Origin of the sequence: Pseudoalteromonas neustonica (assembly GCF_001653135.1) — a bacterium.
GTDB lineage: Bacteria > Pseudomonadota > Gammaproteobacteria > Enterobacterales > Alteromonadaceae > Pseudoalteromonas > Pseudoalteromonas neustonica.
Map to the genome: position 1 here is coordinate 42,858 of NZ_BDDS01000002.1, position 26,405 is coordinate 69,262.

At 38.5% G+C, this 26,405-nt stretch carries 27 protein-coding genes and 2 tRNA genes; 17 read left to right on the top strand and 12 right to left on the bottom strand.

Annotated features, from left to right (window positions below; translation table 11 throughout):
* Positions 1-7 precede the first annotated feature (7 nt).
* Positions 8-967, bottom strand: coding sequence for a HEAT repeat domain-containing protein (locus A7967_RS03485; protein ID WP_054204760.1), 960 nt, complete (start codon positions 965-967; stop codon positions 8-10).
* A 262-nt stretch (positions 968-1,229) separates the two neighbouring features.
* Here A7967_RS03485 and A7967_RS03490 point away from each other — a divergent pair, with 262 nt between their 5' ends.
* Positions 1,230-1,670 carry a DUF4826 family protein gene (locus tag A7967_RS03490; RefSeq protein ID WP_054204759.1) on the top strand — a complete coding sequence of 147 codons (441 nt, stop codon included), beginning with the start codon at positions 1,230-1,232 and terminating at the stop codon, positions 1,668-1,670.
* 75 nt (positions 1,671-1,745) lie between these two features.
* Here the strand turns inward: A7967_RS03490 and A7967_RS03495 are convergent, their stop codons facing one another.
* The 5 genes from A7967_RS03495 to mnmA all read right to left on the bottom strand — a co-directional run bounded on the left by A7967_RS03495 (position 1,746) and on the right by mnmA (position 6,599).
* The gene (locus A7967_RS03495; RefSeq protein WP_054204758.1) at positions 1,746-2,204 is read right to left on the bottom strand and encodes a GNAT family N-acetyltransferase; all 459 of its coding nucleotides are present in this window, start codon (positions 2,202-2,204) and stop codon (positions 1,746-1,748) included.
* A 12-nt stretch (positions 2,205-2,216) separates the two neighbouring features.
* Positions 2,217-3,362, bottom strand: a complete 1,146-nt coding sequence (locus A7967_RS03500) for a ribosomal protein uL16 3-hydroxylase (RefSeq protein WP_054204757.1) — start codon at positions 3,360-3,362, stop codon at positions 2,217-2,219.
* A gap of 131 nt (positions 3,363-3,493) precedes the next feature.
* The gene (purB, locus tag A7967_RS03505) at positions 3,494-4,864 is read right to left on the bottom strand and encodes an adenylosuccinate lyase (RefSeq protein ID WP_054204756.1); all 1,371 of its coding nucleotides are present in this window, start codon (positions 4,862-4,864) and stop codon (positions 3,494-3,496) included.
* A 32-nt stretch (positions 4,865-4,896) separates the two neighbouring features.
* Entirely contained in the window at positions 4,897-5,499 is a 603-nt protein-coding gene (hflD, locus tag A7967_RS03510) for a high frequency lysogenization protein HflD (protein WP_054204755.1), read from the bottom strand.
* Positions 5,499-6,599: a tRNA 2-thiouridine(34) synthase MnmA gene (mnmA, locus tag A7967_RS03515; RefSeq protein ID WP_054204754.1), complete on the bottom strand. Its 1,101-nt coding sequence runs from the start codon at positions 6,597-6,599 to the stop codon at positions 5,499-5,501. Before mnmA ends, hflD begins: the two co-directional genes overlap by 1 nt.
* Before the next feature lie 554 nt (positions 6,600-7,153).
* Between mnmA and A7967_RS03520 the strand changes: the two genes are divergently transcribed.
* Positions 7,154-8,422, top strand: coding sequence for a sensor domain-containing diguanylate cyclase (locus A7967_RS03520; RefSeq protein WP_054204753.1), 1,269 nt, complete (start codon positions 7,154-7,156; stop codon positions 8,420-8,422).
* Between the two features lie 42 nt (positions 8,423-8,464).
* On the opposite strand, the gene A7967_RS03525 is transcribed toward A7967_RS03520, so the two are convergent.
* The 6 genes from A7967_RS03525 to A7967_RS03550 are packed head-to-tail and all read right to left on the bottom strand — an operon-like array spanning position 8,465 to position 11,153.
* On the bottom strand, positions 8,465-9,127 hold the full coding sequence (locus A7967_RS03525) for a pseudouridine synthase (protein WP_054204752.1): 663 nt from the start codon (positions 9,125-9,127) through the stop codon (positions 8,465-8,467).
* 2 nt (positions 9,128-9,129) lie between these two features.
* Positions 9,130-9,459 (bottom strand): TusE/DsrC/DsvC family sulfur relay protein, encoded by a 330-nt coding sequence (locus A7967_RS03530; protein WP_054204751.1) that lies wholly within the window; start codon positions 9,457-9,459, stop codon positions 9,130-9,132.
* Positions 9,460-9,462: 3 nt separating this feature from the next.
* Complete coding sequence (locus A7967_RS03535) at positions 9,463-9,729, bottom strand: DsrH/TusB family sulfur relay protein (protein WP_054204750.1); 267 nt, start codon at positions 9,727-9,729, stop codon at positions 9,463-9,465.
* Positions 9,726-10,082 (bottom strand): sulfurtransferase complex subunit TusC, encoded by a 357-nt coding sequence (gene tusC / locus A7967_RS03540; RefSeq protein WP_054204749.1) that lies wholly within the window; start codon positions 10,080-10,082, stop codon positions 9,726-9,728. Before tusC ends, A7967_RS03535 begins: the two co-directional genes overlap by 4 nt.
* Positions 10,079-10,432: a sulfurtransferase complex subunit TusD gene (gene tusD / locus A7967_RS03545; RefSeq protein ID WP_054204748.1), complete on the bottom strand. Its 354-nt coding sequence runs from the start codon at positions 10,430-10,432 to the stop codon at positions 10,079-10,081. The genes tusC and tusD overlap by 4 nt, the downstream gene beginning before the upstream one ends.
* A gap of 55 nt (positions 10,433-10,487) precedes the next feature.
* On the bottom strand, positions 10,488-11,153 hold the full coding sequence (locus A7967_RS03550; protein WP_054204747.1) for a Bax inhibitor-1/YccA family protein: 666 nt from the start codon (positions 11,151-11,153) through the stop codon (positions 10,488-10,490).
* Between the two features lie 252 nt (positions 11,154-11,405).
* Between A7967_RS03550 and A7967_RS03555 the strand changes: the two genes are divergently transcribed.
* The 15 genes from A7967_RS03555 to A7967_RS03625 all read left to right on the top strand — a co-directional run bounded on the left by A7967_RS03555 (position 11,406) and on the right by A7967_RS03625 (position 26,337).
* Positions 11,406-11,496: transfer RNA gene (locus A7967_RS03555), tRNA-Ser, on the top strand.
* 52 nt (positions 11,497-11,548) lie between these two features.
* A tRNA-Ser gene (locus A7967_RS03560) sits at positions 11,549-11,639 on the top strand.
* Positions 11,640-11,806: 167 nt separating this feature from the next.
* Positions 11,807-12,712 (top strand): LytTR family DNA-binding domain-containing protein, encoded by a 906-nt coding sequence (locus A7967_RS03565; RefSeq protein WP_054204746.1) that lies wholly within the window; start codon positions 11,807-11,809, stop codon positions 12,710-12,712.
* A gap of 81 nt (positions 12,713-12,793) precedes the next feature.
* Positions 12,794-13,624, top strand: a complete 831-nt coding sequence (locus A7967_RS03570; RefSeq protein ID WP_054204745.1) for a CPBP family intramembrane glutamic endopeptidase — start codon at positions 12,794-12,796, stop codon at positions 13,622-13,624.
* Positions 13,614-13,865 (top strand): hypothetical protein, encoded by a 252-nt coding sequence (locus A7967_RS03575; protein WP_231659007.1) that lies wholly within the window; start codon positions 13,614-13,616, stop codon positions 13,863-13,865. Before A7967_RS03570 ends, A7967_RS03575 begins: the two co-directional genes overlap by 11 nt.
* A gap of 241 nt (positions 13,866-14,106) precedes the next feature.
* Complete coding sequence (locus A7967_RS03580) at positions 14,107-14,502, top strand: hypothetical protein (RefSeq protein ID WP_054204743.1); 396 nt, start codon at positions 14,107-14,109, stop codon at positions 14,500-14,502.
* 125 nt (positions 14,503-14,627) lie between these two features.
* The gene (msrC, locus tag A7967_RS03585) at positions 14,628-15,089 is read left to right on the top strand and encodes a free L-methionine (R)-S-oxide reductase MsrC (protein ID WP_054204742.1); all 462 of its coding nucleotides are present in this window, start codon (positions 14,628-14,630) and stop codon (positions 15,087-15,089) included.
* Entirely contained in the window at positions 15,086-15,364 is a 279-nt protein-coding gene (locus A7967_RS03590; protein ID WP_054204741.1) for a hypothetical protein, read from the top strand. Before msrC ends, A7967_RS03590 begins: the two co-directional genes overlap by 4 nt.
* A 15-nt stretch (positions 15,365-15,379) precedes the next feature.
* Complete coding sequence (gene proQ, locus A7967_RS03595) at positions 15,380-16,030, top strand: RNA chaperone ProQ (protein ID WP_054204740.1); 651 nt, start codon at positions 15,380-15,382, stop codon at positions 16,028-16,030.
* A gap of 26 nt (positions 16,031-16,056) precedes the next feature.
* Positions 16,057-18,090, top strand: coding sequence for a carboxy terminal-processing peptidase (gene prc, locus A7967_RS03600; RefSeq protein WP_054204739.1), 2,034 nt, complete (start codon positions 16,057-16,059; stop codon positions 18,088-18,090).
* Between the two features lie 182 nt (positions 18,091-18,272).
* Positions 18,273-19,736: a Na+/H+ antiporter NhaC gene (nhaC, locus tag A7967_RS03605; RefSeq protein WP_170173938.1), complete on the top strand. Its 1,464-nt coding sequence runs from the start codon at positions 18,273-18,275 to the stop codon at positions 19,734-19,736.
* 45 nt (positions 19,737-19,781) lie between these two features.
* The gene (gene pepN, locus A7967_RS03610; protein ID WP_054204737.1) at positions 19,782-22,376 is read left to right on the top strand and encodes an aminopeptidase N; all 2,595 of its coding nucleotides are present in this window, start codon (positions 19,782-19,784) and stop codon (positions 22,374-22,376) included.
* Between the two features lie 3 nt (positions 22,377-22,379).
* Entirely contained in the window at positions 22,380-22,601 is a 222-nt protein-coding gene (locus A7967_RS03615) for a DUF2835 family protein (protein WP_054204736.1), read from the top strand.
* Positions 22,602-22,847: 246 nt separating this feature from the next.
* The gene (locus A7967_RS03620; protein ID WP_054204735.1) at positions 22,848-24,962 is read left to right on the top strand and encodes a DUF1302 domain-containing protein; all 2,115 of its coding nucleotides are present in this window, start codon (positions 22,848-22,850) and stop codon (positions 24,960-24,962) included.
* A gap of 10 nt (positions 24,963-24,972) precedes the next feature.
* A complete protein-coding gene (locus A7967_RS03625) occupies positions 24,973-26,337 on the top strand; it encodes a DUF1329 domain-containing protein (RefSeq protein ID WP_054204734.1) in 1,365 nt (454 codons plus the stop codon).
* Positions 26,338-26,405: the final 68 nt, after the last annotated feature.

The window sequence follows — 26,405 nt, forward strand, 5'->3', positions numbered from 1 at the left end:
TATATTCTTATAGGTATAAATTAATTAATTCAGTTGTCCAAAGAGTCTCTTTGCTATTTTTCTTATTAAGACCAGCTTGAGCTTCAGCTAAAAAAGAGCGACTTTGATCTGTATTTAAATCGCCAATTGCTTTTAATGCCATAGCACGGTCAGACCAAGTTTTACTGTTTTCATAGAGGTCTTTTAGTAATTGAAAATGTGCAACTGATTGCATGTTACCTAGTGATGAGATAGCAGCTAAACGTATATATTCACCATCATGTTTAGTTAGTTCAACAAGATAATCAATAGCGGTTGGGTTATTTGAGAAGCCTAATTGATAAACATCAAGGTAAGTAATATCTTTATCTAAGTTAGCTTTAATTTTACTAATAAGAGTTTGTACATCAGCATTCGATAGTTGTTGCTTGTATAGTGCTCGGTTAATTTTAGCTGATAGCTCCTTGACTAAAACATCCATAGGCTGATTTAAAGTAGGCTCAATAATCTCGTCAAAGCTCCACACTGGCACTTTACCGCGTTTTACATACACAGCAACACGCTGGGTATTTTCAGGTGTAATAATATCTGCACTGAGCATAGTAAAAGTAATAAAAGGCGTATACGCATTGGTTCTATGATTGCGCATATTTAATTTATTGATACGGATTTCAGTGTCGCTTGTATCTAATACACTTGCAGGTAACCCACGGGCCTGTAGCTCAAGAAGCACATTTTTTTGTAAAAACTCAACGGGAACAAGAGGTTGGTTGTCGAGGATTAAATCAGCTTTTAGCACACCGTGATTAAATGGTGTTGTGCTTGTGTCTCTTTTATCTGAGAAATTAAGGTTATGTGTAGTTACATTATCAACTTGATACTGATTGGTTGATGTTACAGGTGCAGTAATTTTATAACTGCTTGGAGCACAGCCTTGAATAGCGGCGAAAGTAGTGGCTAGAAGTGTTGTTTTAATTATATTTTTCATACATATTCCATTTTATAGTTATGATGTTCCCGCTTGGGGAGCAGTATTATTAATTTAAACGGAATAAAATGCAATCTGTGATTTAGCGAATAGAAATGAGGCTGGAACAGTATTCACTAAAATTTTTAGTAAGAATTCGAATTAATAGCGCGATACGATATTAATTTGACACTAAATAGCAAAGGAAATTGATCGTTTCTACTTGCGCCGATAATTATATAGAATTAAAGTGTCATCAAGTTGTAAAAGAGAATTAAATGTTATGGAACAAAAACAAGTAAAAGACTTAACGCCAGAAGAACAAGCACAGCAAGAGAATATTCAGTGGCAGCGAACGTGTTTTCAAAATGCACAAAAGCATTTAGCTGAAAAAGGCGTAATGCCAAAAAGTTTGTTTGAGAAAGAAAGCCGCTTTATTGCGCCATTGTGTGCATTGTGGAAATTTAAGGCTCAAGATGGTAAAAATTATTGGGTGATCACGGGTCGCTTACCTACAGATCATGCGTTGGCATCGGCTGCAGAAAATGCACGCGACGCTTTAAGATATTTTTCGTTTCAATGGCAGTTAAAAGCGGACCAGCTTTTAGAAACAGCAGGAAATGATAAAACGTCCGTCGACTTTGCTAATTTGTTAGTAAACCGTGCGCATGGACTCTATGAAATGTACGAAAAAGAAGAGCTGTGGGTTAACGAGCCAAAATAGTAAAATATAAACCCAATATTCCCTAGAAGCATACGAGTTATTTTAAGCTAGTGGCAATAAAATAACTCGTATTAATTAATGTACTAAAGTAAATGGCTTAGTATCAAATAGATTTATAGGGCACTGCATTCGCTGCCTAGGTATTCCTGCTTCCATAAAAACATGGCCTTGTTGTTCAAAGCCATTACGTTTAAAACGTTCTACTTCATTTAAAATACAATTAATGCTTACTCGTTCGCAGCCTTGCTGCTGTGCGAGATTGACAATATAGGTAAGTAAAGATTTATATACTGAACGATTACGATGCTCTGGTAACACGGCTATACGGCCAATTAAGCCGTCTTTGCATAATCGCCCTGTTGCGACGGGTGTTTGCGCATCATCTGTAACAAGTATGTGATAAGCAGACCGGTCGAGACTATCAAACTCGATGTGTTTGGGTATATGTAATTCACATACAAATACCCGCTCTCTTATATGTTGTAATAAGTCCTTGCCTTTATCCCATTCTACCTTGTTGATATGATAGCTCATAGAAACCTACTCCTAACAAAACCAAATACCCTCATTTAATAGTGTAGTAAAGGTTTGTATAAAAACTAAACTATTTTTTGAACTATTCAGTTGCACTGCTGTCACCATGGTGTGGTCAGTGAGTAGTTTAACTGCTGTTAAATCATTTAATGGAAGCGAGTAATTTTCACCGTTGACGCTGAGAAGTATTTCATTATCAAAAACTTGATATAACGCGCGGGTGCCGCCTAAGCGTTCAAAAAACAGTTCATTATCTTCTAATAGTGCAGTTACTTGTTCGCTATTAAATAAATCTTCTGGTGGCATTAAATCCATCTCGTGCTTAGGTTGACTCAGTGTTGTACCTAGCCAAGAAGTAAATAAATCGTCATCATCAAGCATTGCTTGCATTAATAACTTAATGTTATCGGCTTCTGTTGCTTGGATCTCACCTTTAGAATCGCGCAGTTTTATTGCGGGGTCTTGATAACGACTATTTCCAGCTTCTTTATCAATAATATGATCGGCAAAGTTTGATAATAAATCACGCTGATTTGGTGCGCGAAAACCGATTGAATAGTTTAGGGCATTTTCTACTGCGTAACCCTCATGTGGGCACCCTGGTGGAATGTATAAAATGTCGCCGGGCTCGAGAATACAATCAATAATCGCAGGAAATTGTTCAACTTGTAATAAACTTTTATTTTGTGCAAATTGTTTTAGGTTACTATCTGGCATACCCACTCGCCAGTGACGCTTGCCTTCACCTTGAATAATAAATACGTCGTACTGATCTAAATGTGGGCCTACACCACCATTAGGCGTTGAAAAACTGATCATCAAATCATCTATTCGCCAATTTGGAATAAATCGAAACGGTTCGAGTAGTTGTGAAGCTGTTGGGTGCCAGTGGTCAACTGCTTGTACTAATAGGGTCGAGTTTTGCTCTGTAAGTAATTCAAAATCTTCAAATGGACCGTGGTGTGCTTGCCAATCATTATTATGATTTGTGATTATCCGCGATTCAATACTCTCTTCCATAGCAAGGCCAGCAAGTTCGTTGGCATCAAGTGGATCAACAAAGTCTGCAAAACCTTGTTTGATCAAGAGCGGTTTTTTTTGCCAATATTGAGTTAGAAATTGTTGCTCAGTTAAGCCATTTATAGTTAGTTGATACATGCTGCGCCCGTTAAAAATGAAAAAAGCGAAAGGCTAGGGCCTTTCGCTTAGTAGTCTATACCCAAACCACCTCAAGATGCGAATTCTCCATCGAGCGGTTGGGTACATTAAAATTAGTTGTTGCAGAAAGCTTAAACTAGGTTGTCGATAAACTCGACAGCACGGCCAATGTAGTTAGCTGGCGTTAGCTTTTTCATTTCTACTTTAGCTTCATCTGGTAAGTCTAAACCATCGATAAAATCAGCCATGATTTCTTGATTTACACGTTTACCACGGGTTAAATCTTTTAGCTTTTCATATGGTTTTTCAATGCCGTACTTACGCATTACTGTTTGAATTGGTTCTGCTAGCAATTCCCAGTTTTGGTCTAATTCGTCAAGTAAACGTTGTTCGTTTACTTCTAACTTGCTGACACCTTTAAGCGTTGATTGGTATGCAATTAGTGCATAACCCATACCAACGCCTAAATTACGTAGTACTGTAGAGTCAGTAAGATCACGCTGCCAGCGAGAAACAGGTAGCTTTTGTGCAAGGTGTGAGAAAATAGCATTAGCTAAACCTAAGTTACCTTCTGAGTTTTCAAAATCAATTGGGTTAACTTTATGCGGCATGGTTGATGAACCAATTTCACCGGCAATGGTTTTTTGCTTGAAGTGGTTAAGGGCAATGTAGCCCCATGCATCACGATCGAAGTCTAATAAAATTGTGTTAAAGCGTGCAATAGCATCAAACAGCTCAGCAATGTAGTCATGCGGTTCAATTTGCGTAGTAAACGGGTTGAATGTTAAACCAAGGCTCGTTACAAATTGCTCTGCGTGATTGTGCCAATCGTAATCAGGGTAAGCACTTAGGTGAGCGTTGTAGTTACCTACTGCGCCATTGATTTTACCTAGCATTTCAACTTGTGCAATTTGATCACGTTGACGCTTTAAGCGCATATAAACGTTTGCAAACTCTTTACCCATAGTTGAAGGTGTAGCTGGTTGACCGTGAGTACGAGTCATCATTGGTACAGCTTTATACTCAATCGCTTTTTCTTTAATTGCGTTAAGTAACTTATCGCAATAAGGAAGTAATACTTCGTTACGCGCTTCAGTTAGCATTAAACCATGAGATAGGTTATTGATGTCTTCTGATGTACATGCAAAATGAATAAATTCATTAATGGCATGTAGCTCTGCGTTGTCAGCTACTTTTTCTTTTAATAAGTATTCAACTGCTTTAACATCGTGGTTTGTGGTACTTTCGATGTCTTTTACACGCTGTGCGTCTGCTTCACTGAAGTTATCAACAATCGCGTTAAGTAAAGCATTTGCTTCGTCGCTAAATGCCGGTACTTCTTTGATTTCGCTTGCTGCAGCAAGGGCTTGTAACCAACGAACTTCTACTGTTACACGGTACTTGATCAAGCCAAATTCGCTGAAAATACTGCGTAGTTCAGTGGTTTTGCTGCCGTAGCGACCATCCACCGGAGAGATAGCTGTTAACGCTGAAAGCTCCATAATAACTCCTAAATTTTAGTTTTGAACGATAATTAAATATGGTTTTTAGCAATGGCGATAATGCTTTTTTTCGAAAAGAAAAAATGACGGCGTTTTCCGCCCATTTGTCGCCATAATACAGCACTGCGAATACCTGCTAATAATAAGGCACGTATTTTGTGTTGTATTAATTGCTGTTTTAGTAAGTCAGGTTTGCCATAAACCTGTATTCGGTGCCCTAGGGGGCTAAGCACCTTTGAATAAATATCTGCAAGGGCAGCAACAACAGTGTCATCAGTCACTGAAAAATGATCAAGACGACGCTTGATATCATCTATGCTTTTCCCAAGCTCTGCTAAGCTACTTGGTTTTGCGCTTAAAGCACGCTCTAATTGCATTAAACCGCCAACGTATTTGACGATTTCAACATCTTTTTTTTCACCCGCACTGAGCTGGTCAAGTAAACTTTTATAGCCATCTCTTAAATTTTCAGTGCCTTGGTATACATCACTGGGTGAATCAGGCGACGTTTGTACAATACTTGTAAATAGCTTTTCTAATTCATAATCGTTGCTACTACCGAACTGCGCTATTTTTTGAACTTGTTTAGCAACTTGGCACATGGCTGCTAATGCCATGACTTGGTGTTCATTCATTATTTTATCACCGAGTCTATAATACCGCCGCCTAAACAAATCTCGTTGGCATAAAATACGGCTGATTGACCTGGCGTTACCGCTTTTTGTGGCTCATCAAATAATACGCGAGCTAGGCCATCATCACCAACTAATAGCGTACAGCTTAAGTCTTCTTGGCGGTAGCGAGTTTTTACTGTACAACGAGTCGTGCCTTTTGGCCCAATACGATCAACCCAATGTAGCTGGTTGGCATTTAAACCATTGCTGTATAGACGAGGGTGGTCTTTACCTTGGCCAACAATGAGTACATTACGCTCTAGATCTTTATCAACCACATACCATGGTTCGCCTGAGCCTTCTTTCATTCCGCCAATGAGCAAACCTTTGCGTTGTCCTAATGTGTGATACATCAAGCCTTCGTGTTCACCTACATTGTTACCGTCAGTGTCTTCGATAACACCTGGTTGTGCAGGTAAAAATTTTTGTAAGAAATCTTTAAACTTACGTTCGCCAATAAAGCAAATACCGGTGCTGTCTTTTTTATCGTGGGTAATTAAATCTTGTTCTTCAGCAATACGGCGCACTTCTGGTTTGGCAATATCACCCACAGGGAAAAGCGTTTGCGCAATATGCTCATGACTTAATGTGTATAAGAAATAGCTTTGATCTTTGTTATCATCGAGGCCACGACACATTACATATTTATCATCGCGTAATTCACGACGGACATAATGACCTGTTGCAATAAAGTCAGCACCGAGAGCGGTTGCTGCAAATTCTAAAAAGGCTTTGAATTTGATTTCTTTATTACACATGATATCAGGATTCGGTGTACGGCCTGCTTTATACTCAGCAAGGAAATACTCAAACACGTTATCCCAATACTCTGCAGCAAAATTAACGGTGTGCAATTCAATGCCCAATTTATCACAGACCGCTTGTGCGTCTTTTAAATCGTCTGCGGCGGCGCAATATTCATCATTATCGTCTTCTTCCCAGTTCTTCATAAACAGGCCTTCAACTTTATAGCCTTGTTGTTTTAATAAATAAGCTGATACAGAAGAATCAACACCGCCGGACATGCCAACGATGACTTTAATGTGACTATTTTCGCTCATGGGTAATTTCGCTTATACAGGTTGCTGTCATTTAAACTACTAGCGCATATGTGCATTACAGAGATAAAGAATAGAGGCTCTGATTAACCACACAGACTATGAAAGGCCGCGATTATAGCATGTAAATAGACAGCCAAGCCACCCAAAAAATGAGTTTTGTCTAGCGATTACTGAGGAATAGGGGGTGCTCTGACAATCGCGCAGTACCCATATTTAACTTGTTACAGAAAGAGTTATATAAAGGAAGGTGGTTTGTAATGTACTTTACAAGTTAATAGTAAATAATTAGGCTGGATTGCTTTACTGGGTCTAAAGTTGTTATTAGAATAAAGTAATCCGGATGTATTATTTTAATTAGATACTATTTTAATAAAATACTAGACCTTAGTGATAATATCAGGGTAACGTATTTTATACTGTAAAATGCAATAATTGAGTGATTAACTCAAAATCGTTATTTATTTCTTCACGCTGAATGTGTTTTTTTAAAATCATTCACGTGTCATTTTAGTTTTATTTGTTCGTAACGAACGATAAAGTATTGGGCAATACATATGGATTATGTCTTATATACTCATTCATTAATCTCATTGATAGACCGTTTTGCAGTCTTTGCAAACGATGAAATTGATCACATGGTCAAAAATACGAATAGCGATCTCAGAACTGAGGCGTTTACACTATTTGAAGCATTATATAATCAATCAACTCAAGACGGCTCTTTACTTGAAGAGCTACCTGTATTTTTTATTTCATTAGACAATAAATTCACTGCCCAACAAACACGAAATAAAGCTTTGAGTGCGGCACTTGCAAACTGGTGGTTAGAATGGTCTTTTGTTTACTCAATGCAAGCAAAGGTTATTACAAATAGCCCTGTAACGGTACAAAATATCACACATTTAACGCAAGGGAATACCCAACCTATGCGTCAGCATGAGTTAAGTCATTATGCTAATTTATTTACCCAAGTGCCAATACCCTTGTGTAATGTCAGCACTGTCACGGGTGATATTATTAGGTTAAATCAAAGGTTTGTGGACGTATTTGGATATACAATTAAAGATATACCAAATATGGATACTTGGTGGTTAAAGGCCTACCCAGATCCAGCTTACCGATCGTGGGTTTTACAAACATGGAACACTGCAGTTGAGTATGCAGTTGAGCATAAAACAGATATAGAGCCACAACATTATCAGGTTACGTGTAAAGATGGTCGCTTGATTACGATGGAAATTTCGGGTATTTATATTGATAATGAGTTTTTAGCTATTTTTAAAGATGCAACACAACGCATGGAAGCTGAAGATATTTTAAGAGACATGGCATTTTTAGATTCGTTGACACAAATAGCGAATAGACGTCGCTTCGATGAAAAATTAATTCAAGAATTCAATTTAAGTATTAAAACAAACAGTCCTTTGTCATTAATTTTAATTGATATTGATAATTTTAAACAATTTAATGATAGTTATGGGCACCTAATTGGTGATGAATGTTTACTTAAAGTAGCCCAATGTATATCTACTGCGGTTAGTCGTCCTGAAGACTTTGTTGCGCGTTTTGGTGGAGAGGAATTTGTAGTTCTTCTGCCACAAACAAGTGCTGCTGGGGCATGTAACGTAGCTCAAAAAATCCAACATGCTATCTCTGAACTAACAATAATATATGATCATTGTTTTACAAATAAAGTGACATTAAGTTTAGGTATTAATACACGGTATAATCAATGTGACCATATTCAACTTTTAGATGGTGCGGATAAAGCATTGTACAAAGCAAAAGAACATGGTCGAGATTGTATTGTAGTAAATCAATAGTGTCAAAAATGAGCTGAAGTAAGCTCGCTTGACTTGCTAGTTTTACAGTAATTTGTAATCACCCGTTCCAATGTTATCGAGGCAGTAATCACCAATACGGTAACGAATCAAACGCAGAGTTGGGTGGCCAATGTGTGCAGTCATACGACGAACCTGACGATTTCTACCTTCGGTTAAGGTGATACTAAGCCAGCTGGTTGGGATGTTTTTACGCTCTCTTACGGCTGGGGTTCTTGGCCATAAATCTGGGGTATCTATTTTCTCAATTTTAGCAGGGAGTGTCATCCCATCTTTTAGTTCGACACCTTGGCACAGTGCGCGTATCGCGTCATTACTTGGTTGGCCTTCGACTTGCACCCAATAAGTCTTACTGGTTTTTTTATTTGGGGCCGTAAGTGTGTTTTGTAGCTTTCCACAATTTGTTAGTAGTAATAAGCCTTCGCTGTCTCTATCGAGTCTCCCTGCAGCGTAAACATCTTTAATAGGAATAAAGCTTGCTAAGGTTTGTCTATTATCGTCATCTGTAAATTGGCAAAGTACATCAAAAGGTTTATTAAATAAAACAACCTTACGCTCGCTTGGATCAATTGCTGGTTTGATTTCACGCTTTGTGGCACTACTACCTTTTTTAGAGATAAGGGTACTGCGGCTATAGCTACGTCCACTGCTGCGTCGGCTTGTTTGTGGTTTATTGTTTTGGCTCATAATTATATGCACCTTGCAGGTTTAGGCAACCCAGCTATTTTTGTCGCTTGTTTGGCAGGTCCCTTTGGGAATAATGTGTATAAGTAAATACTATTTCCTTTGTCTTCTCCGAGCGCTTTAGCCATTGCTTTTACCAGCATTCTGATCGCTGGACTCGTATTGTATTCAAGATAAAAATCACGGACAAAATTTATTACTTCCCAATGTTGCGGTGTCAACTCAATATTTTCTTGTTCTGCAAGCGTTGGGGCAAGCTCTGTGCTCCACTGTTCGTGGTTGAGCAAATAGCCCTGTTTATCTGTTTCAATAAGTTGTTTATTAAATTCGAGCATGGATCACCACGTAATTGATTGTGAAGTTGATAAGGTAAGAGCAACAAAATCTGCATAATTAAGGGCATTATCAGATTCATTTATTGTTAAACCACGGGCAAGAGCATCTTCGGCTAAAAATAATAAATCAGATGAAAACTGGCGGTATAAATATGTTGAATAGCATGCGTCACCAACGAGCAATACGCTGTCATGCTCTTGTATTAAATTAGCTAAACGCTCTGTGGCATAGTAACTGATTGGTTTTGAAAATATATGCAATGTACTCATAAATTGACGACCTGATGTTGAGTAGCTATTAATTTACTTTGCGCTGCAAAGTCTAATACGTTGACGTTAATGAGTAAGTCACTTTTAGCAAGGTTAAAATCGACCAATGATTTTTCACATACGTAAATGTTTTCAACATCGTAAATTTCGAGTGTTTTTATGCTTTTAAAATAATTTTTGAGCCCGAGGGGATCAGTGTGTTGACCTTTTTTCAATGCAAGTACAGCGGGGCCTGTAAACAGCCAACTAATATTTTGCTCTATAGCTGCAAAAATTAAGGTCATATCAAGGGCATCGCGAATATGCATATCATCAAAAGGACTATGCTGGCTTAGTACAAGTACATTGATCATTTAAATTGCACCCATTTGTCAGCATCACTTGCGAGCATTGCAAACTCGGCTAACCCAGCGATTGAAAATATACCTTTTTTTGTAATATCAAGACCCCGTTTTTCGGCAGCAGTGACACATAACATTAAGTTTATTTTCTTTTCATACAGTGTTTGCCAAAGGGCACTAATAGCTAACTCATCTGATGCAAGGTTTAAATGTTGACTGGCATGGAATACACCTTGCTGGTACAAAAAAATAGCGTCTATTGTATGACCTTGTGCTAAGCATGCATGAGCAAATTTAACCAAACGTTGTGTTGTATCATGATCTGATGGTGCGCAGTGAATAGAAAGTACAAATCGTGCCAAAACTAATCCAATAAAAAAGCCCCTAAAGAGGGGCTATTTTAACAGAACTATTTAATTAGTCATTATTTACGCCAAGTAGCGCAAGTAGCGATGTAAATAAGTTATATACGCTTAAGTAAAGAGAGACTGTTGCGCGGATATAATTTGTTTCACCACCATTGATGATACGGCTGGTATCAAACAAAATAAAACCTGACATGATTAGCACAACTGCAGCATTTACTACCATAAACATCAAAGAACTCCCGATGAAGATGTTAACAATGCTCGCAACGATAACCACGATTAGGCCTACTGTTAAAAAACCGCCCATAAACGAAAAATCTTTTTTAGTGTTAAGTGCATACGCAGATAAACCAAAAAATATCAGGGCAGTTGAACCTAACGCTTGCATAATTAGCATAGGGCCATTTGGCATGGCTGCGTAATGGTTCAATAAAGGACCGAGGCCTGCGCCCATCAAGCCTGTAAAAGCAAACACCCATGCAACACCAGATGCACTGTCAGCTTTTTTGTTTACAACAAATAATAAACCAAATGAAATAAGTGTAAAAACGATTCCCATAAAGTAGGGAAGTTGTAATGCCATTGAAATACCAGCCGTCACAGCACTAAATGCTAATGTCATTGCCAGTAGAAAGTAAGTGTTTTTAAGCACTTTGTTTGTTTCAATGGTCGACATAACCGGTTTAGCGGTATTGTACGAGTGATTAAATGCCATTGTAGAGCTCCTTTGTGTGAAACCAGTATAGATACGATAATTAACTAAAGTTAGATTACCAAGTCTTCTATATTTGGGCAAACCTTTGTAGTTCAATAGACCAATTAAATAATATAAAAGTTCCTGTTTGCACGGTTTTTGTTCTGCCTTGGTTTATTTACGCACAAATCAATTGTTTTTTAGGCACTTAAACGTTTTTTTGAAAAAAAAGCTTCACAAAAGCGATGGGCTTCTCTATTATTCAGGCCGTGCGGAGAGATGGCAGAGTGGTCGAATGCACCGGTCTTGAAAACCGGCAGGGGTTTATAGCCCCTCTAGGGTTCAAATCCCTATCTCTCCACCACCTAATTAAAATAATTACGAGTACACTTTTACTTGTAATTTATAAAGAGTTTGGAGAGATGGCAGAGTGGCCGAATGCACCGGTCTTGAAAACCGGCAGGGGTTTATAGCCCCTCTAGGGTTCAAATCCCTATCTCTCCACCATATAACAAAAAAGCCCGCTAAATTAGCGGGCTTTTTTGTGCTTAAAATTTGTTGGTCGGGCCGAAAAGTTAAAATAATTGGCTTCAATAAATTGAAGTTAGGCTGTTAGTTTCTTGTGGAATTATGATATTTTCTTATTATTGGTTATTGCTAAAGGTATATAAAATATGATGTTGTGGCTTCAAGATGACTTAGCTTCAAGAAAGTTACTTGTTTATAGAGCAATGCTATTTTCCTTGGTAACCTTATTTGTTCTATTTGTGTTTCAGCCCTTTGGCACAACTAATGATACGACGCCTTACAAGTTACTTCGTTTATCTGGCTATGGTTTAGTGACATTTTGCGCTCTCTTACTGGCAGGCGCTATTGAGATATCGTTAACTCGGCTCACTCTCAACAGCACACTGCTATTGATTATGATCCCCGCTGTATACGTTCTAATTACGGCTGTTTTTAATCATGGATACTTTGTTGTCGCAGTCTTGGGACGTTGGCATTGGCAAAATCAATTACTTTTTATTGGCTATACGTTAGCGATTGGCTTGCTGCCAATTAGTTTTATGCTGTTGGTGAATCGCCATGCAAAACAGACCGTATTAACTACAGATACTACTGAGAAGGCTTCTAGCAATCAGAGCGTTTGTAATGTGTTAGAAGGAAGTGACGTTACACCCCCTCGCTTAATTACACTTATTGGTGACAATAAAAGTGATCGGCTGACTGTTGCACCCGCGGATATAATATTTATTAAGTCGGCTGATAATTATTGTGAACTTGCTATTAAAGAAAACGAGGGTCTTTGCCATACATTGCTGCGCGTCACGTTAACTGGTTTATTAAAGCAACTCCCTGAAAATATATTTATATATCGTTGTCATCGTTCTTATGCCGTGAATTTAGAGTTAGTGATGGCCAGTAAAGGTAATGCGGGTGGCTTACAACTAACTATGCTGTCATCTGATATCGCAGTACCAGTTTCGAGAACTTATGTTGATGCAATTAAACAAGCCTTGTTGTTGGCCCCTAAAGCATGTAAACGGCCCCAAAACATTGCAATTAGTACCAGAGAATGAACTACAGCCCTAATTTATCGACTTTTTAATGAGTGATTGACATGCTTGAGTTGAATTTAAAATTTCACTTAAGAAGGTCATATGAAGTATCAAATAAAAGCACTGTTACTAGTAATTACGTTTATATTCTGTCATTACGGGATGAAATATTTTTGGGGTAAAAGTTGGATACCTATTTTATCAGAGCTAGATCAACACACAGATCTTTTATTATTTCCAGCTAAATACTTGTTTATCTATGGACCATTCTTACTGATAGCAACAGTGTTATTTAAGTCGATTCGCTGGTATGAATTATTAGGTCTAAATATAAAAGACTCTCAACGCTATTTATTAGCAGCACTGGCTTGCTGTACACCTATGGTAATAGGCTATGCTTTTTTAAGTAGTGAGCTAAATATTTCTATATCAGGGGTTGTTACAGGTTCAATATATGCTGGCTTTTTTGAAGAAGTAATTTTTAGGGCTGCATTGTTCGGTATATTATTTCGTTTTTGTCGTTGGGGATTTATCCCAGCAGCACTCATTAGTTCCATAATCTTTGGTTTGGGCCATATTTATCAAGGGCATGATGTTATTTCAGCTCTTATGGCTGTTACTATTACAACAATTGCAGGCACATGGTTTGCGTGGCTATATTGCGAATGCGGTTATCGTATTTGGTTCCCGCTATGGATGCATATTTTGATGAATGCGGCTTACGGCATATTTAGTATGTCTGGTGGGGCAGCCGGTGATTTAAAAGGTAATTTATTTAAAGCGACCGCCATTATTTTGAGTATCGTATACATCAACGTACTTATTAAAGGTGGTAAAAAGCGAGAAGTAACACTTTCTTCATTATTTAAAAACCAACCAAATAGTTCGTCTTTGTCTATTAAAACGCCCACTTATGGACTTAATGATGCTTGAATTATTTTTAGTTACTATGGTCTTTAGTTCCCCTCTAATCTTGCTAGTAATTATTAAGCATTATTTTGCTTATAAAACAACAGTTCAAAAAGAGTTGGTTTTATTACAGCAAGCAAATAGAGCAGAAGCTGTCTTAACAATGCAAAATAAATTAGCGGTTCTAATTGAAAGAATCATTGTACTTGAAAAAATAGTAACAAATAGTAATGTTGATTTATCAAGAGAGATCGAGCAGCTATAACTTTTCAGGCCGGTTATCTTTCGAGATTTAAAATGCTCTGCCTGAAGGGAAACTGCTTAGGGCGATTAGTTCATTCCCCTTGTCTACACAGATGTAGACAAGGGGGGGGGGATGAGTTGTGCGCGGAAACTTTCCTCTATTATTATTTATCATCACAAATTACGACCATTGTCTCTATTTCGAAGTGGTACAACATGATGCATCCTTAGTATTTATCAAGGTCTGACTTTAAGGACGTTTTATGAAACATCAACTTGCAAAAAGTGTTGGCTTATCACTACTATCGCCTGTGATTATTGGTAGCATTTTAGGCGTTTATTATGGCTTAACATTAAACGCGGATCCTATCACTACATTTATTCAGTTATTAATGAGCGCGATAGCCAATGCTCATATCGTTGGTTTAACGATGGCTGCATTTGTTGTTCCGGGATATTTACTGATGTTTAAGTATGCCAAAGTTAACTACTCGGGTGTTTTGACATTAGGTTTGTTGGGGGGGGCAATTTTTAGCTTCTTACTCAGTGCCACCGGTGGCATGGTGTTCTTAGTTAATACAGCAATGTCAGCATTGGCGGCAGGTTTATTTTTATACGGGCTACGACAAGGCGCTGCAAAACAACAATCCACGCAATAGCAGAAATATTAACCAAGCGTGCTGAAAATTAGGGCAAATTACTTTTTTTTGCCCTGAAAAGGTTTCAATTATTGGCCACAAAGAGTACCTTTAACTACTGTATGTTTGATAAGAAGTAGTTTGGTATGCAAAAGCAAGAATTTTACCAGTCATTAGTTAAACAAACTGAATCACTAATTGCTGGAGAGTCTAATGTTATTGCCAATATGGCAAATATTAGCGCGTTGTTATTTACTTCATTAAATGATGTGAATTGGGCGGGCTTTTATCTAATGGATTCTCCGTCGGAGTTGGTACTTGGCCCGTTTCAAGGTAACCCTGCATGTATCCGTATTCCCGTTGGGAAAGGTGTGTGTGGAACTGCCGCTGCAACTGCACAAACACAACTTGTTGAAGATGTACATGCATTTTCAGGCCATATAGCCTGCGATGCAGCGTCTAATTCTGAAATAGTAATACCGATCCATAAAAATGGTGAATTATTTGCTGTATTAGATATCGACAGTCCAAGTATTGCCCGGTTTGATGCTGATGATAAACAAGGCTTAGAAGCATTAGTTGCGTGTTTTGAGGCAACGATTGCATGAAAGACTTAGTAAATGTACAGGATTATCTGTTTGCCATTGCCGATGTTGGTGATTGGGAAGGGGATGAAGAGCATGTAGCTGAAACGCTAAATGATTTAATTCACATTGCATGGGAACGACTTCCTGATGAGACCGATAGTGAATTAATCGATGAAATAATTAATGGTATTTGGGAACACCTTCGAGGTGATATGGCTGTAATTGAAGCCGACTTTGAAGAGCTGGTCGACTGGGTAACACACTACGTCGATTCGTCCCTTGATGAAAAGATGTGAAAAATAGGTTCTAAAATGGAAACCACAAACAAGCTAAAAGATATTAATGAAGTGTTGGAATTTTTATATCAAGAATTCCCACAATGTTTTAAACAAAAGGACGGTATCAAACCGCTTAAAGTCGGTATCTTTAAAGATATTGCTGAGCGTATTGAAGGGTCAGAGAAGGTTAGTAAAACTCAGGTGCGTCAAGCACTTAGAAAGTACACTTCAAACTGGCGCTATTTAGAAGCCGTTACTAAGTCTGAGTTCCGCATTGACCTTGATGGTAATCAAGGTGAAAAAGTTGAACAAGAACATATCGATCATGCGCAAAAATCGCTTGAAGAAAGTCGAGCGAAAATGGCTAAACGTAAGAAGTCACAACGCCCTCGAAATGATTCAGACACAAAATCTTACAAAAAGAAACCGGGTCAATTCGCCAAAACAGGTGATAAAAACGCTAAGGTTAATAGTACCCCAGCGAAAGCTGCGCCGGCTAAACGTTCTGGTAAAATTGAACCTTTGCCAGCGAGTGAGGTCAAGGTTAATAACAAAGTTAAAGTTAAACTTGGCCAAGCCCTTGTTAATGCAATTATCACTGAAGTGAACAAAGAAGACGTTCATGTTGAGTTGGTAACAGGTATGCAAGTTAAAACCAAAGCAGACAGCCTGTACATTATTTAAGCTGTATATAAATTAAGGAGTTGTGTATGAGTCAGAAGTTTACGCTCATTCCGTTAGTCGCGGCCCTATATTCGGGTTCATTATTTGCCTCAGCTGATATAGCGGATGTTTTATCAGTCAAAGACTTACCGATACTTAAGCAGGAAAGTCAGCATAGTACGGCTAGCAAACGGGTGACAAACTTATTTACTCGTGCACATTACAAGCCAATTCGGTTTGATGACGCACTTTCTAGCAAAGTGTTTGATCGTTATATTGAATCCCTTGATTTTAATAAAAGCGTCTTTTTGGCTGCGGATATTGCATCTTTTGAGCAATACCGCAACCAATTTGATAGCGCATTGCCAACAGGTAAACTCGATTTCACGTTTGATATTTTTAACTTAAGTATGAAGCGTCGTTTTGAGCGTTATGATTACTCGTTAAGTTTGCTTGAAAAAGAAATGACCTTCGATAAAGAAGATGAATATTTCTTTGACCGTGAAGAAAGCGAGTGGGCCAAAACTCAAGCTGAGCTTGATGAGCTTTGGCGTGAACGTGTGAAGTATGACGCTCTACGTTTAAAAATGACGGGTAAAGATTGGACCGGAATTAAAGAGGTATTGACAAAGCGTTACCACAATGCACAAAAACGATTAGTTCAAACTAACAGTGAAGATGCATTTCAGATTGTTATGAACTCGTTTGCACGCAGCATAGAAGCGCATACATCTTATTTATCTCCACGCAGAGCCGAACAGTTTAAGATGGATATGGACCTTGAACTTGAGGGCATAGGTGCGGTGCTGAGTTATGACGAAGACTATACCGTTATTCGCAGTTTAGTCCCAGGTGGGCCTGCAGATAAATCTGAACAAATTAAAGCTGATGACCGTGTAATTGGTGTTGCCCAAGATGGCGAAGAATTTGTTGATATAATTGGCTGGCGTTTAGATGACGTAGTTGATTTGATAAAAGGTCCAAAAGGGACAAAAGTAAGACTACAGTACTTAAAAGGCGCGGACGCACATGGCACGCCTAAAGTGGTTGAAATCATCCGAGACAAAATTCGTTTGGAAGACCGAGCGGCTAAATCAGAGGTATTCGAAGCAAAATACTCAGACTTAACAAGTAAAATAGGCGTTATTGAAATCCCGGGATTTTATAATAACCTCTCTAAAGACGTAAAAGTTGAGCTTGCTAAATTAAAAGAAGCAAAAGTTGATGGCATAATTATTGACTTACGCCAAAATGGCGGTGGTTCTTTGTATGAGGCCACACAATTATCTGGTTTGTTTTTTGATCAAGGCCCTGTAGTCCAGATCCATACATTAAATAATAGAATAGAAGAACAAAAAGATCGTGACGGTGTTACGTTTTATAATGGCCCGTTAACGGTATTGGTTGATCGCTATAGTGCTTCTGCCTCAGAGATTTTTGCTGCCGCAATGCAAGATTATGGTCGTGCAGTGGTCATCGGTGAACAAACGTTTGGCAAAGGGACTGTACAACAGCATAAAGGCTTAGGCAGAGCCTATGATTTATATGAAAATCCACTTGGTAGTGTGCAGTATACAATTGCTAAGTTTTATCGCATAAATGGTGGAAGTACACAGCATAAAGGTGTCATTCCTGATATATCATTTCCATCAGCTATAGATCCTGCTGAGTGGGGGGAGAGCCAAGAAGATAATGCACTCCCGTGGGATAGCATCATTAGAGCGAGATATAATTCGGTTGATAATTTGCAACCGGCGATAACTTACTTAAGTAAGGCTCATGCTGATCGTATAAAAACGGAACCTGAATTTAACTACGTTTACCAAGATATTACACGCTACAAAGAAGAGAAAGATCGTAAAACAATTTCGCTTGTTGAAGCAAAGCGTATTAAAGAAAAAGATGAAGGTGAAGCGCGGGCATTAGCACGTACTAATGAACGTCTTGTTCGCCTAGGTGTAAAACCTGTTGAGAACTTAGATGATATACCAGACGTTTTAGACGATTTAGACCCTTTCTTGGAAGAAGCAGCATTAATTACACAAGATTATATTAAATTTGGCCGCTTAGCTAAAAAGTAAATGGTTTTATTAACTAATAAAAAAGGCGCTTTAGCGCCTTTTTTGCTACCTAAAGCGTCTGATATTGCTATAATTGATGATTAAACGCTGATAAACCTAAGCGTCCTAGTTTCGCTAGATAATCTGTCCGCGCTAAAAATAATAATTAAACACGTACTTAAATACGTGTAGGAGTCTCTATTTTGAAGTCACAAGAAGAAAAACCTATTGCTCAGGCTAGCTTTTTTGATGCCTTAATCCCAATTTCAGTATTGATATGTTTATTAGGTGCTGCAGTGTATTTATTTGGCGATAGCTCGTCATCAGGCCCTAATCAAATTGCTCTGCTATTTGCTACTTTTACAGCTGCACTTATAGGCCTTAAAAATGGCTACACGTGGAAAAAACTAGAGCAGGCGATGATTGAAGGGATCACACTCTCCCTCGGCGCTATTTTAATTTTATTAATGGTAGGTGCGTTAATCGGTACGTGGTTGTTGTCAGGCACTGTTCCAACGTTAATCTATTATGGTTTGCAAGTAATCAACCCGAGTTGGTTTTATGCTGCGAGTTGCTTGATTTGTGGCATTGTTGCGATGAGCATTGGTAGCTCGTGGACAACAGCTGCGACCATAGGTGTTGCATTATTAGGTGTTGCTACTGGTTTAGGGCTTGAACAAACAGTTACAGCAGGCGCTGTTATTTCTGGTGCTTATTTTGGTGATAAATTAAGTCCGCTTTCAGAAACGACCAATTTAGCCCCAGCGGTTGTTGGTGCTGATTTATTTGAACATATTCACCATATGTTATGGACCACAGTCCCTAGCTTTATAATTGCGTTAGTTATTTTTATTTTTATGGGCTTTAATGCAACAGCCTCAAGTGAAGCAGGGCGTATTGATGAAATAACGCGAATACTTGAACAAAATTTTAATATTGGCTTAGAAATGCTTGTGCCTTTGATTGTTTTACTCGTTTTAGCAATTAGGAAAATGCCTGCATTTCCTGCTATCTCTATTGGTGCTGTAATTGGTGCTGTATGGGCGATGATTTTCCAATCTGACTTAATCGCAAACCAAATTGATGGCTCACAAGGTCAGTTAGTAGGTTACTTCAAATTAGTTTGGACTACTTTTTTTGATGGTTTTAGTATTTTAACCGGCGATGAAAAGATGGATTCATTACTAAGTGGCGGGGGGATGTCAGGCATGCTAACAACTACTTGGTTAATTATGACTGCGCTCATGTTTGGTGCCATCATGGAAAAAACAGGACTACTTGATATATTTGTTAAAAGTATTCTAAAAATAGCAAAAAGCACAGGCTCACTTATTACAGCAACGATTGCGACGTGTATCGGTACAAATGTTATTGCTGCAGATCAGTATATTGCTATTGTTGTACCAGGACGTATGTTTAAAGAAGAGTACGAAAAACGTGGATTAAAGCCTGTTAATTTATCTCGTACATTAGAAGATGGTGGAACAATTACAAGCCCGCTTATTCCTTGGAATACCTGTGGGGCATATATGCAAAGTGTGTTATTGATCAATCCGTTTGATTATGCGCTTTATGCATTCTTTAATCTTATTAATCCATTTTTAGCTGTTGTGTATGCCTATTTAGGCATCAAAATATTACGTATTAAACCAAAACAACAGGCATAAATTCTATGCTCCTCTGATAAAGAGGAGCCTTTTTGGAGGTTCATTATGACCGCGTCAAAAAAACCACAAGCACACTATCTTAAAGATTACCAAGCCCCTGTTTTTAGCGTTGAACATATAGATTTAACGTTTGATCTAGCGCCTTTAAAAACTCAAGTTAGCTCACTGCTGACCCTTAAAAGATTAACAGCAGAAAACGACGATTTAGTTTTAGATGGTATAGACCTAACACTACTTTCAGTAACTGTTGATGGGCACGCTTATACTGATTTTCGCGAAGCGGATGAGCAGCTAATCATTAGCAACTTACCGTCGCAATGCCGTTTAGGTATAGTGAACGAGATATCGCCGCAGACAAACACATCTTTAGAAGGTTTATATCTTTCAGGTGGTGCCTATTGTACGCAATGTGAAGCACAAGGTTTTAGAAAAATAACTTACTACCTTGATCGCCCTGATGTACTTGCTAGTTTTGATGTGACGATTATTGCAGACACTCAGTTCACTCATTTATTATCTAATGGTAATAAATTAGATGAAGGTGAACTAGATAATGGTCGCCACTTTGCTAAATGGCAAGACCCATTTAAAAAACCAAGCTATTTATTTGCACTCGTTGCAGGTGATTTTGATGTTTTAGAAGATACCTTTGTAACGCATAGCGGTCGCAGTATTGATTTAGCATTATTTGTTGATAAGGGTAATTTACCAAAAACGCCACATGCAATGACATCACTTAAAAAATCAATGCAGTGGGATGAAGAGCGTTTTAATCTTGAATATGATTTAGATATTTATATGATTGTTGCCGTTGATTTTTTCAATATGGGGGCAATGGAGAATAAAGGCTTAAACATCTTTAATTCTAAATGCGTTTTAGCAAACCAAGAAACCGCCACGGATAAAGATTATCACACGATAGAGTCAATTGTTGGCCACGAATATTTTCATAACTGGACAGGGAATCGCGTGACCTGTCGTGATTGGTTTCAATTGTCTTTAAAAGAAGGCTTAACAGTATTTCGTGATCAAGAATTTAGCAGTGACTTAGGTTCTCGTGCACTTAATCGTATTGATGCTGTGAAAGTAATGCGTACACACCAGTTTAGTGAAGATGCAGGCCCTATGGCTCACCCAATTCGTCCAGAACAAGTGATTGAAATGAATAATTTCTACACGGTAACGGTATACGATAAAGGAGCTGAAGTGATCCGTATGATGCATACATTACTGGGAGAAGAAAAATTCCAACAAGGGATGACTCTTTATTTTGAGCGCCACGATGGACAAGCGGTGACCTGTGATGACTTTGTTGCAGCGATGAGCGATGCTTCAAATATTGATTTAAAACAGTTTAAGCGCTGGTATAGCCAAGCAGGCACACCGCGTTTGGTTGTTAAGCAAGATTATAATGAAGAACTAGGTGTTTTTACATTAAATATTGAACAACTCGCACCTCTAAATCAACCCAATAATACAGAACTGCATATTCCATTTGCAATAGAATTACTTGATCCGCAGGGGGAGTCAATTACTTTAGGTTTCCAAGGGAAACCAGTCAGCCATGTATTAAATGTCACAAGCAAACAGCAATGCTTTAGTTTTGATGGTTTAACTGCAAAGCCAGTTGCAGTCTTACTGGAAGATTTTTCAGCACCTTGTATTGTTGAAAAGTACAATACAGAAACAGAACTACTGCATATTATGCAGTTCGCACGCAGTGATTTTTCGCGTTGGGATGCGCAGCAGCAACTGTTTATATCGGCCGTTAAAGAAGCTATTTCAAACCCAGCAGATAACACGCTCAGTGTACCTATTATAACGGCATTACAGAACCTATTAGGCAAGCGTGATGGTGATCTTGCATTGACTGCTGAATTACTTAAGCTCCCTAGCTTTGATACCCTAGCGGCAGAGTTTGATGTGATCCCTGTAGATACAATTATCAGTATCACAGAGCAATTTGAACGACAAATAGCAGAGCATCTATGTAATGAGTTTCTTGATTGTTATGCAAGCTTAATAGACGACGGTACCGTGAGTGCTTCAGCTGTTGCGACACGCGCATTAAAAAGTATATGCTTGCATTACTTGGCTAAAATTACTGATCCAGCCATCGCAAATCTGCTTAATAACGCAGCGGCTTCATCGAACATGACAAATGTATTAGCAGCTCTAAGCGCTGTTGTAAAAGCAGATAATCCATTATCAGTAGAGTTACTAGAGCAATTTGACAGCCATTGGCGCCATGATGTGCTAGTGATGGATAAGTGGTTTGCTTTGCAAGCAATGCAATGTGGCGATGATGCGATTGATAAAATAAAAAACCTTTATGAACACCCATGTTTTGATTTTTCAAATCCGAATCGTGTGCGGGCATTAGTTGGTAGCTTTAGTCACTTCAATACCGCACAATTTCATAGAAAAGATGGTTTAGGTTATCAATTACTAGGCGATTTATTGATTAAACTCAATGCTATTAATCCGCAAAATGCCTCTCGTATGTTGACGCCATTTATGTCTTGGCGTCGTTATGATGAACAGCGTTCAAGTGCAATGAAAGCACAGTTACAACGTTTGGCTTTACTTGATGATTTAAGTGATGATTTATTTGAAAAAGTAGATAAAGCACTGCAATAAATTATGATCGAATATTACTTTTTATTAAACCTTACCTATATACAATGTATGGATTATTACGAAGGTAAGTATACCTCGGTGCAAGTACAAGAAGATGGCGGTAAAAAAGTACGTTTTGCTGCCCATCATTTACGCCCGTTTATTTCTTCTTTAGGAGTGAGAGGGCGGTTTAGACTTTTATTAACAGTTGAACATAAATTTATACGTTTAGAGCGCATTGGCTAAGATGGATAAAAAAAAATTATTTGGTTTATATTATATTTTTGTTAAATCAATTTGTCCTATTGTTAATTTACGTGTATAAATTATCTGGTAGGACGTCTTACCATTGCGTAAACGCCAACTAAACTGAAAAATTATGACCGATTGAACGCGTTCTATTTGTAATTTCTTTATTTCGCTTCTATCGTTACGACTACACTAAAAACAATAACTTGATCACAAAATGACCCGCGAAAGGGGGAACACACAATGATAAGAAGATCGCTATTTGTTAAAAATAAAATCGTTATGGGCCTAGCTGCTGCAACTTTAGGTTTATCAACGGGCGTAGCACACGCTGCCAACTTTGAAGTTGGCGGTTTTGATGTAACGTTTGATTCAAACTTTTCTTATGGCCAAAGTATTCGCGTAGAAGACCGCGATTTTTCTTTGATCGGTAAAAGTAATAATCCAGCTTTCGATTGGACGGGTTATAACCCTTCAGTTGGGAACACTGTTTATTCTGGGCAAGATGTCTGGGCTCAGCCAGGCGCATATTCGAACAATGGTGATGCGGGGGACTTAAATTTCGATAGCGGTGATTCGTTTTCTAAATTGCTCAAGGGTACGCATGACCTTTCTATAAATAAAGATAACTTTGGCTTGTTTACACGCTTTATGTATTTTTATGATTTTGAACTTATGGATGGTGAGCGAGCTTATAAGAACCCAACTTCGGGTAAAGCAGCTGATCCATGCGATGACGCAGATACTAAAAAGCAAGTGTGTGCTGATATACGCTTACTTGATGCTTTTGTTTGGGCAGATTTCGACTTGAATGACGGCAATAACCCATTGTCTATTCGTTTAGGTCAACAAGTAGTTAACTGGGGTGAAAGTACATTAATCTCCCATGGTATCAATGTTAACCCTGTCGATATCGATCGCTTGAAAGCACCCGGTGCGGAGCTAAAAGAAGCGTTTATTCCGGTAGGAATGTTATGGGCTTCACTGGGGATCACTGATAATATTAATCTTGAAGCTTTTTACCAATATGACTGGCATGAAACACGTTTACCTGCTGCAGGTAGTTATTTTTCAACAAATGATTTTGCATCAGAAAATGGCTATCAGCAGAATGTCCAGTTAGGATTCACTGCGAATCCTGATATTGACTTGGCATTTTTGACTCAAAGTTTAAATAATCTAGACGATATTGTAAGCTCTCAAGGTGTTGACCCAACGAGTGCACAAGGTCAGGCTATGATGAGCCAAATGTATATGGCTTACCCTACAAAAGTTGCACTTAAAGGAAAAGGCAGTGCGGGTAAAATTGAACCAGATAACGGTGGGCAATATGGTCTTCGTTTAGGGATGTTTTTACCTGAACTGAATGATACCGAGGTTGCGCTTTATCATATAAATTACCACAGCCGCCGCCCTTTAATTTCTGGTAAAGTATCTAACTTCTCAGCGCCAGCAATCGGCCAAGATATTGCGATGATATTGTCATCAGAGATCACGGAAGATAACATCACTCAACTTAATGCATTTACTCAAGGTATTTTAGAATACCCTGAAGATATTAAACTATATGGTTTAAGCTTTAATACGTCGCTTGGTGAAACCGCATTTGCTGGTGAATTTGCATTTCGTCAAGACGAACCATTGCAAATTGATGATGTAGAGCTGCTTTATGCCGGTATGCCTGAACAGTTAGCTGCAGCAGGTTTAAGACCTGATTTAGAACGTATATCTCAGGTGCCAGGCAATGCAAAAACAACACTTGCTGATGGAACTATTGTTAGTAGTGCGGTTGCACCAGGTCAAGTCGCTGCAGGCTATATTTTACGTAATACAGCGCAACTTCAATTTACAGCAACACATTTATTTGGTCCTTCTTTAGGCGCTGATAGTTGGGCTGTTGTAGGTGAAATAGGTGGCGTGCGTATAAACGATTTACCTGATTATAATGAATTACGTTTAAATGTTTCGGGTACTGGTCGAAGTGGTGTTATTTCTGGTCCTAATGCTGATGATTATTCGACTTTACACTTGGGATTATCAAATGGCCCCGAAACTAACTCATTTCCGACCGCATCTGCTTGGGGTTATCGTTTAATTGCAAAGGGTGATTACTATAACTTCTTCAAAGGCGTTAACTTTTCACCGCGCATTGTGTTTTCTCACGATGTAAATGGTATTACACCAGATCCTATGTTCTTGTTTATTGAAGACCGTAAGTCATTAGGTGTTACTGCCAACTTTAACTACCAAAATGCGTGGTCGTTTGATTTCAGCTACAACTCCTTCTGGGGTGGTGGTCAAACAAATACTTTCTCTGATCGCGATTTTGTTTCTTTCAATATTAAATATTCAATTTAAGGGTATCATGATGATAAAAAAACCTACCCTCATTGCGTTTGCACTATGTAGTTTATTTTCAACTACTGCTGCAGTCGCTAAAATGACAAATGAAGAAGTCGCGCGTTTAGGTGCAGATCTAACACCATTGGGCGCTGAAAAAGCTGGCAATGCTGATGGTTCAATCCCAGCTTGGACGGGTGGTATTACCAAAGCACCTGCAGGTTATACGCCTGGTATGCACCATCCAGACCCTTTTGCTGATGATAAAGTACTTTTCACGATTGATAAATCGAACATCGCGAAATACAAAGAAAACCTAAGTCCTGGCCAAGTTGCACTTTTTGAAGCGTATCCAGATACGTTTAAAATGAACATTTACAAAACTCATCGCAGTGCGTCGAACCCGCAATTTGTTTATGATGCAACGAAACAGTACGCGCCTGTTGCTGAGTTAATTGAAGATGGGAATGGGATTAAAAATACTGCGATTGGTATTCCTTTTCCAATTCCAAAAACAGGCTTAGAAGCCATTTGGAATCATCTTTTACGTTATCGCGGTATGTCGGTAGAACGCTTTGGTGGTCAAGCAGCACCAACAGCCTCAGGCTCTTACAACATGGTTGGCTTTGACGAACAGCTATTAGTTAAGTATTCAGATCCAAAAGCGACGCCGGCAGAGCTGCAAGAGTCAAATATTTTGTTTAAGTTTAAGCAAAAGGTTACTCAGCCAGCCCGTTTAGCGGGGACTGCGTTACTAGTACATGAAACGATGGACCAAATATTAACGCCACGTCAAGCATGGACTTATAATACAGGCCAACGTCGTGTTCGTCGTGCGCCAAATGTAGCCTATGATGCACCAGGAACCGCAGCTGATAGCTTACGCACAACTGATGATTTTGATATGTTTAACGGTTCACCAAATCGTTACACATGGACATTGAAAGGTAAGCAAGAGCTATATATTCCCTATAATAGCTATAAGCTTCACAGTGATAAGTTAGAATATGATGATATTTTGATGGCTGGTCATATTAATCCTGAACATGTTCGTTATGAAAAACACAGAGTATGGGTTGTTGAAGCAAATTTGAAAGCTGATACACGCCACACTTATAAAAAGCGTGTGTTTTATATTGATGAAGATAGCTGGCAAGTACATGTAACTGATATTTACGATAATCGTGATCAAATGTATCGTGTAGCAATGGCGCATGGTATCAATTACTATGATGCACTTACAAATTGGAGTACGCTTGACGTATACCATGATTTAAATTCACGTCGTTATTTAGCGATTGGTTTAGACAACCAAGAGAAAATGTATGATTTCTCACAATCGTTTAATGACAACGAATTTACATCAAACGCTTTACGCCGCGAAGGCCGTTAATAAAACAGGCACCTAATATCGGTTAGGTGCCTTTTCTATCAAATCGCGTTTGTCTTCGTGACAAGTAC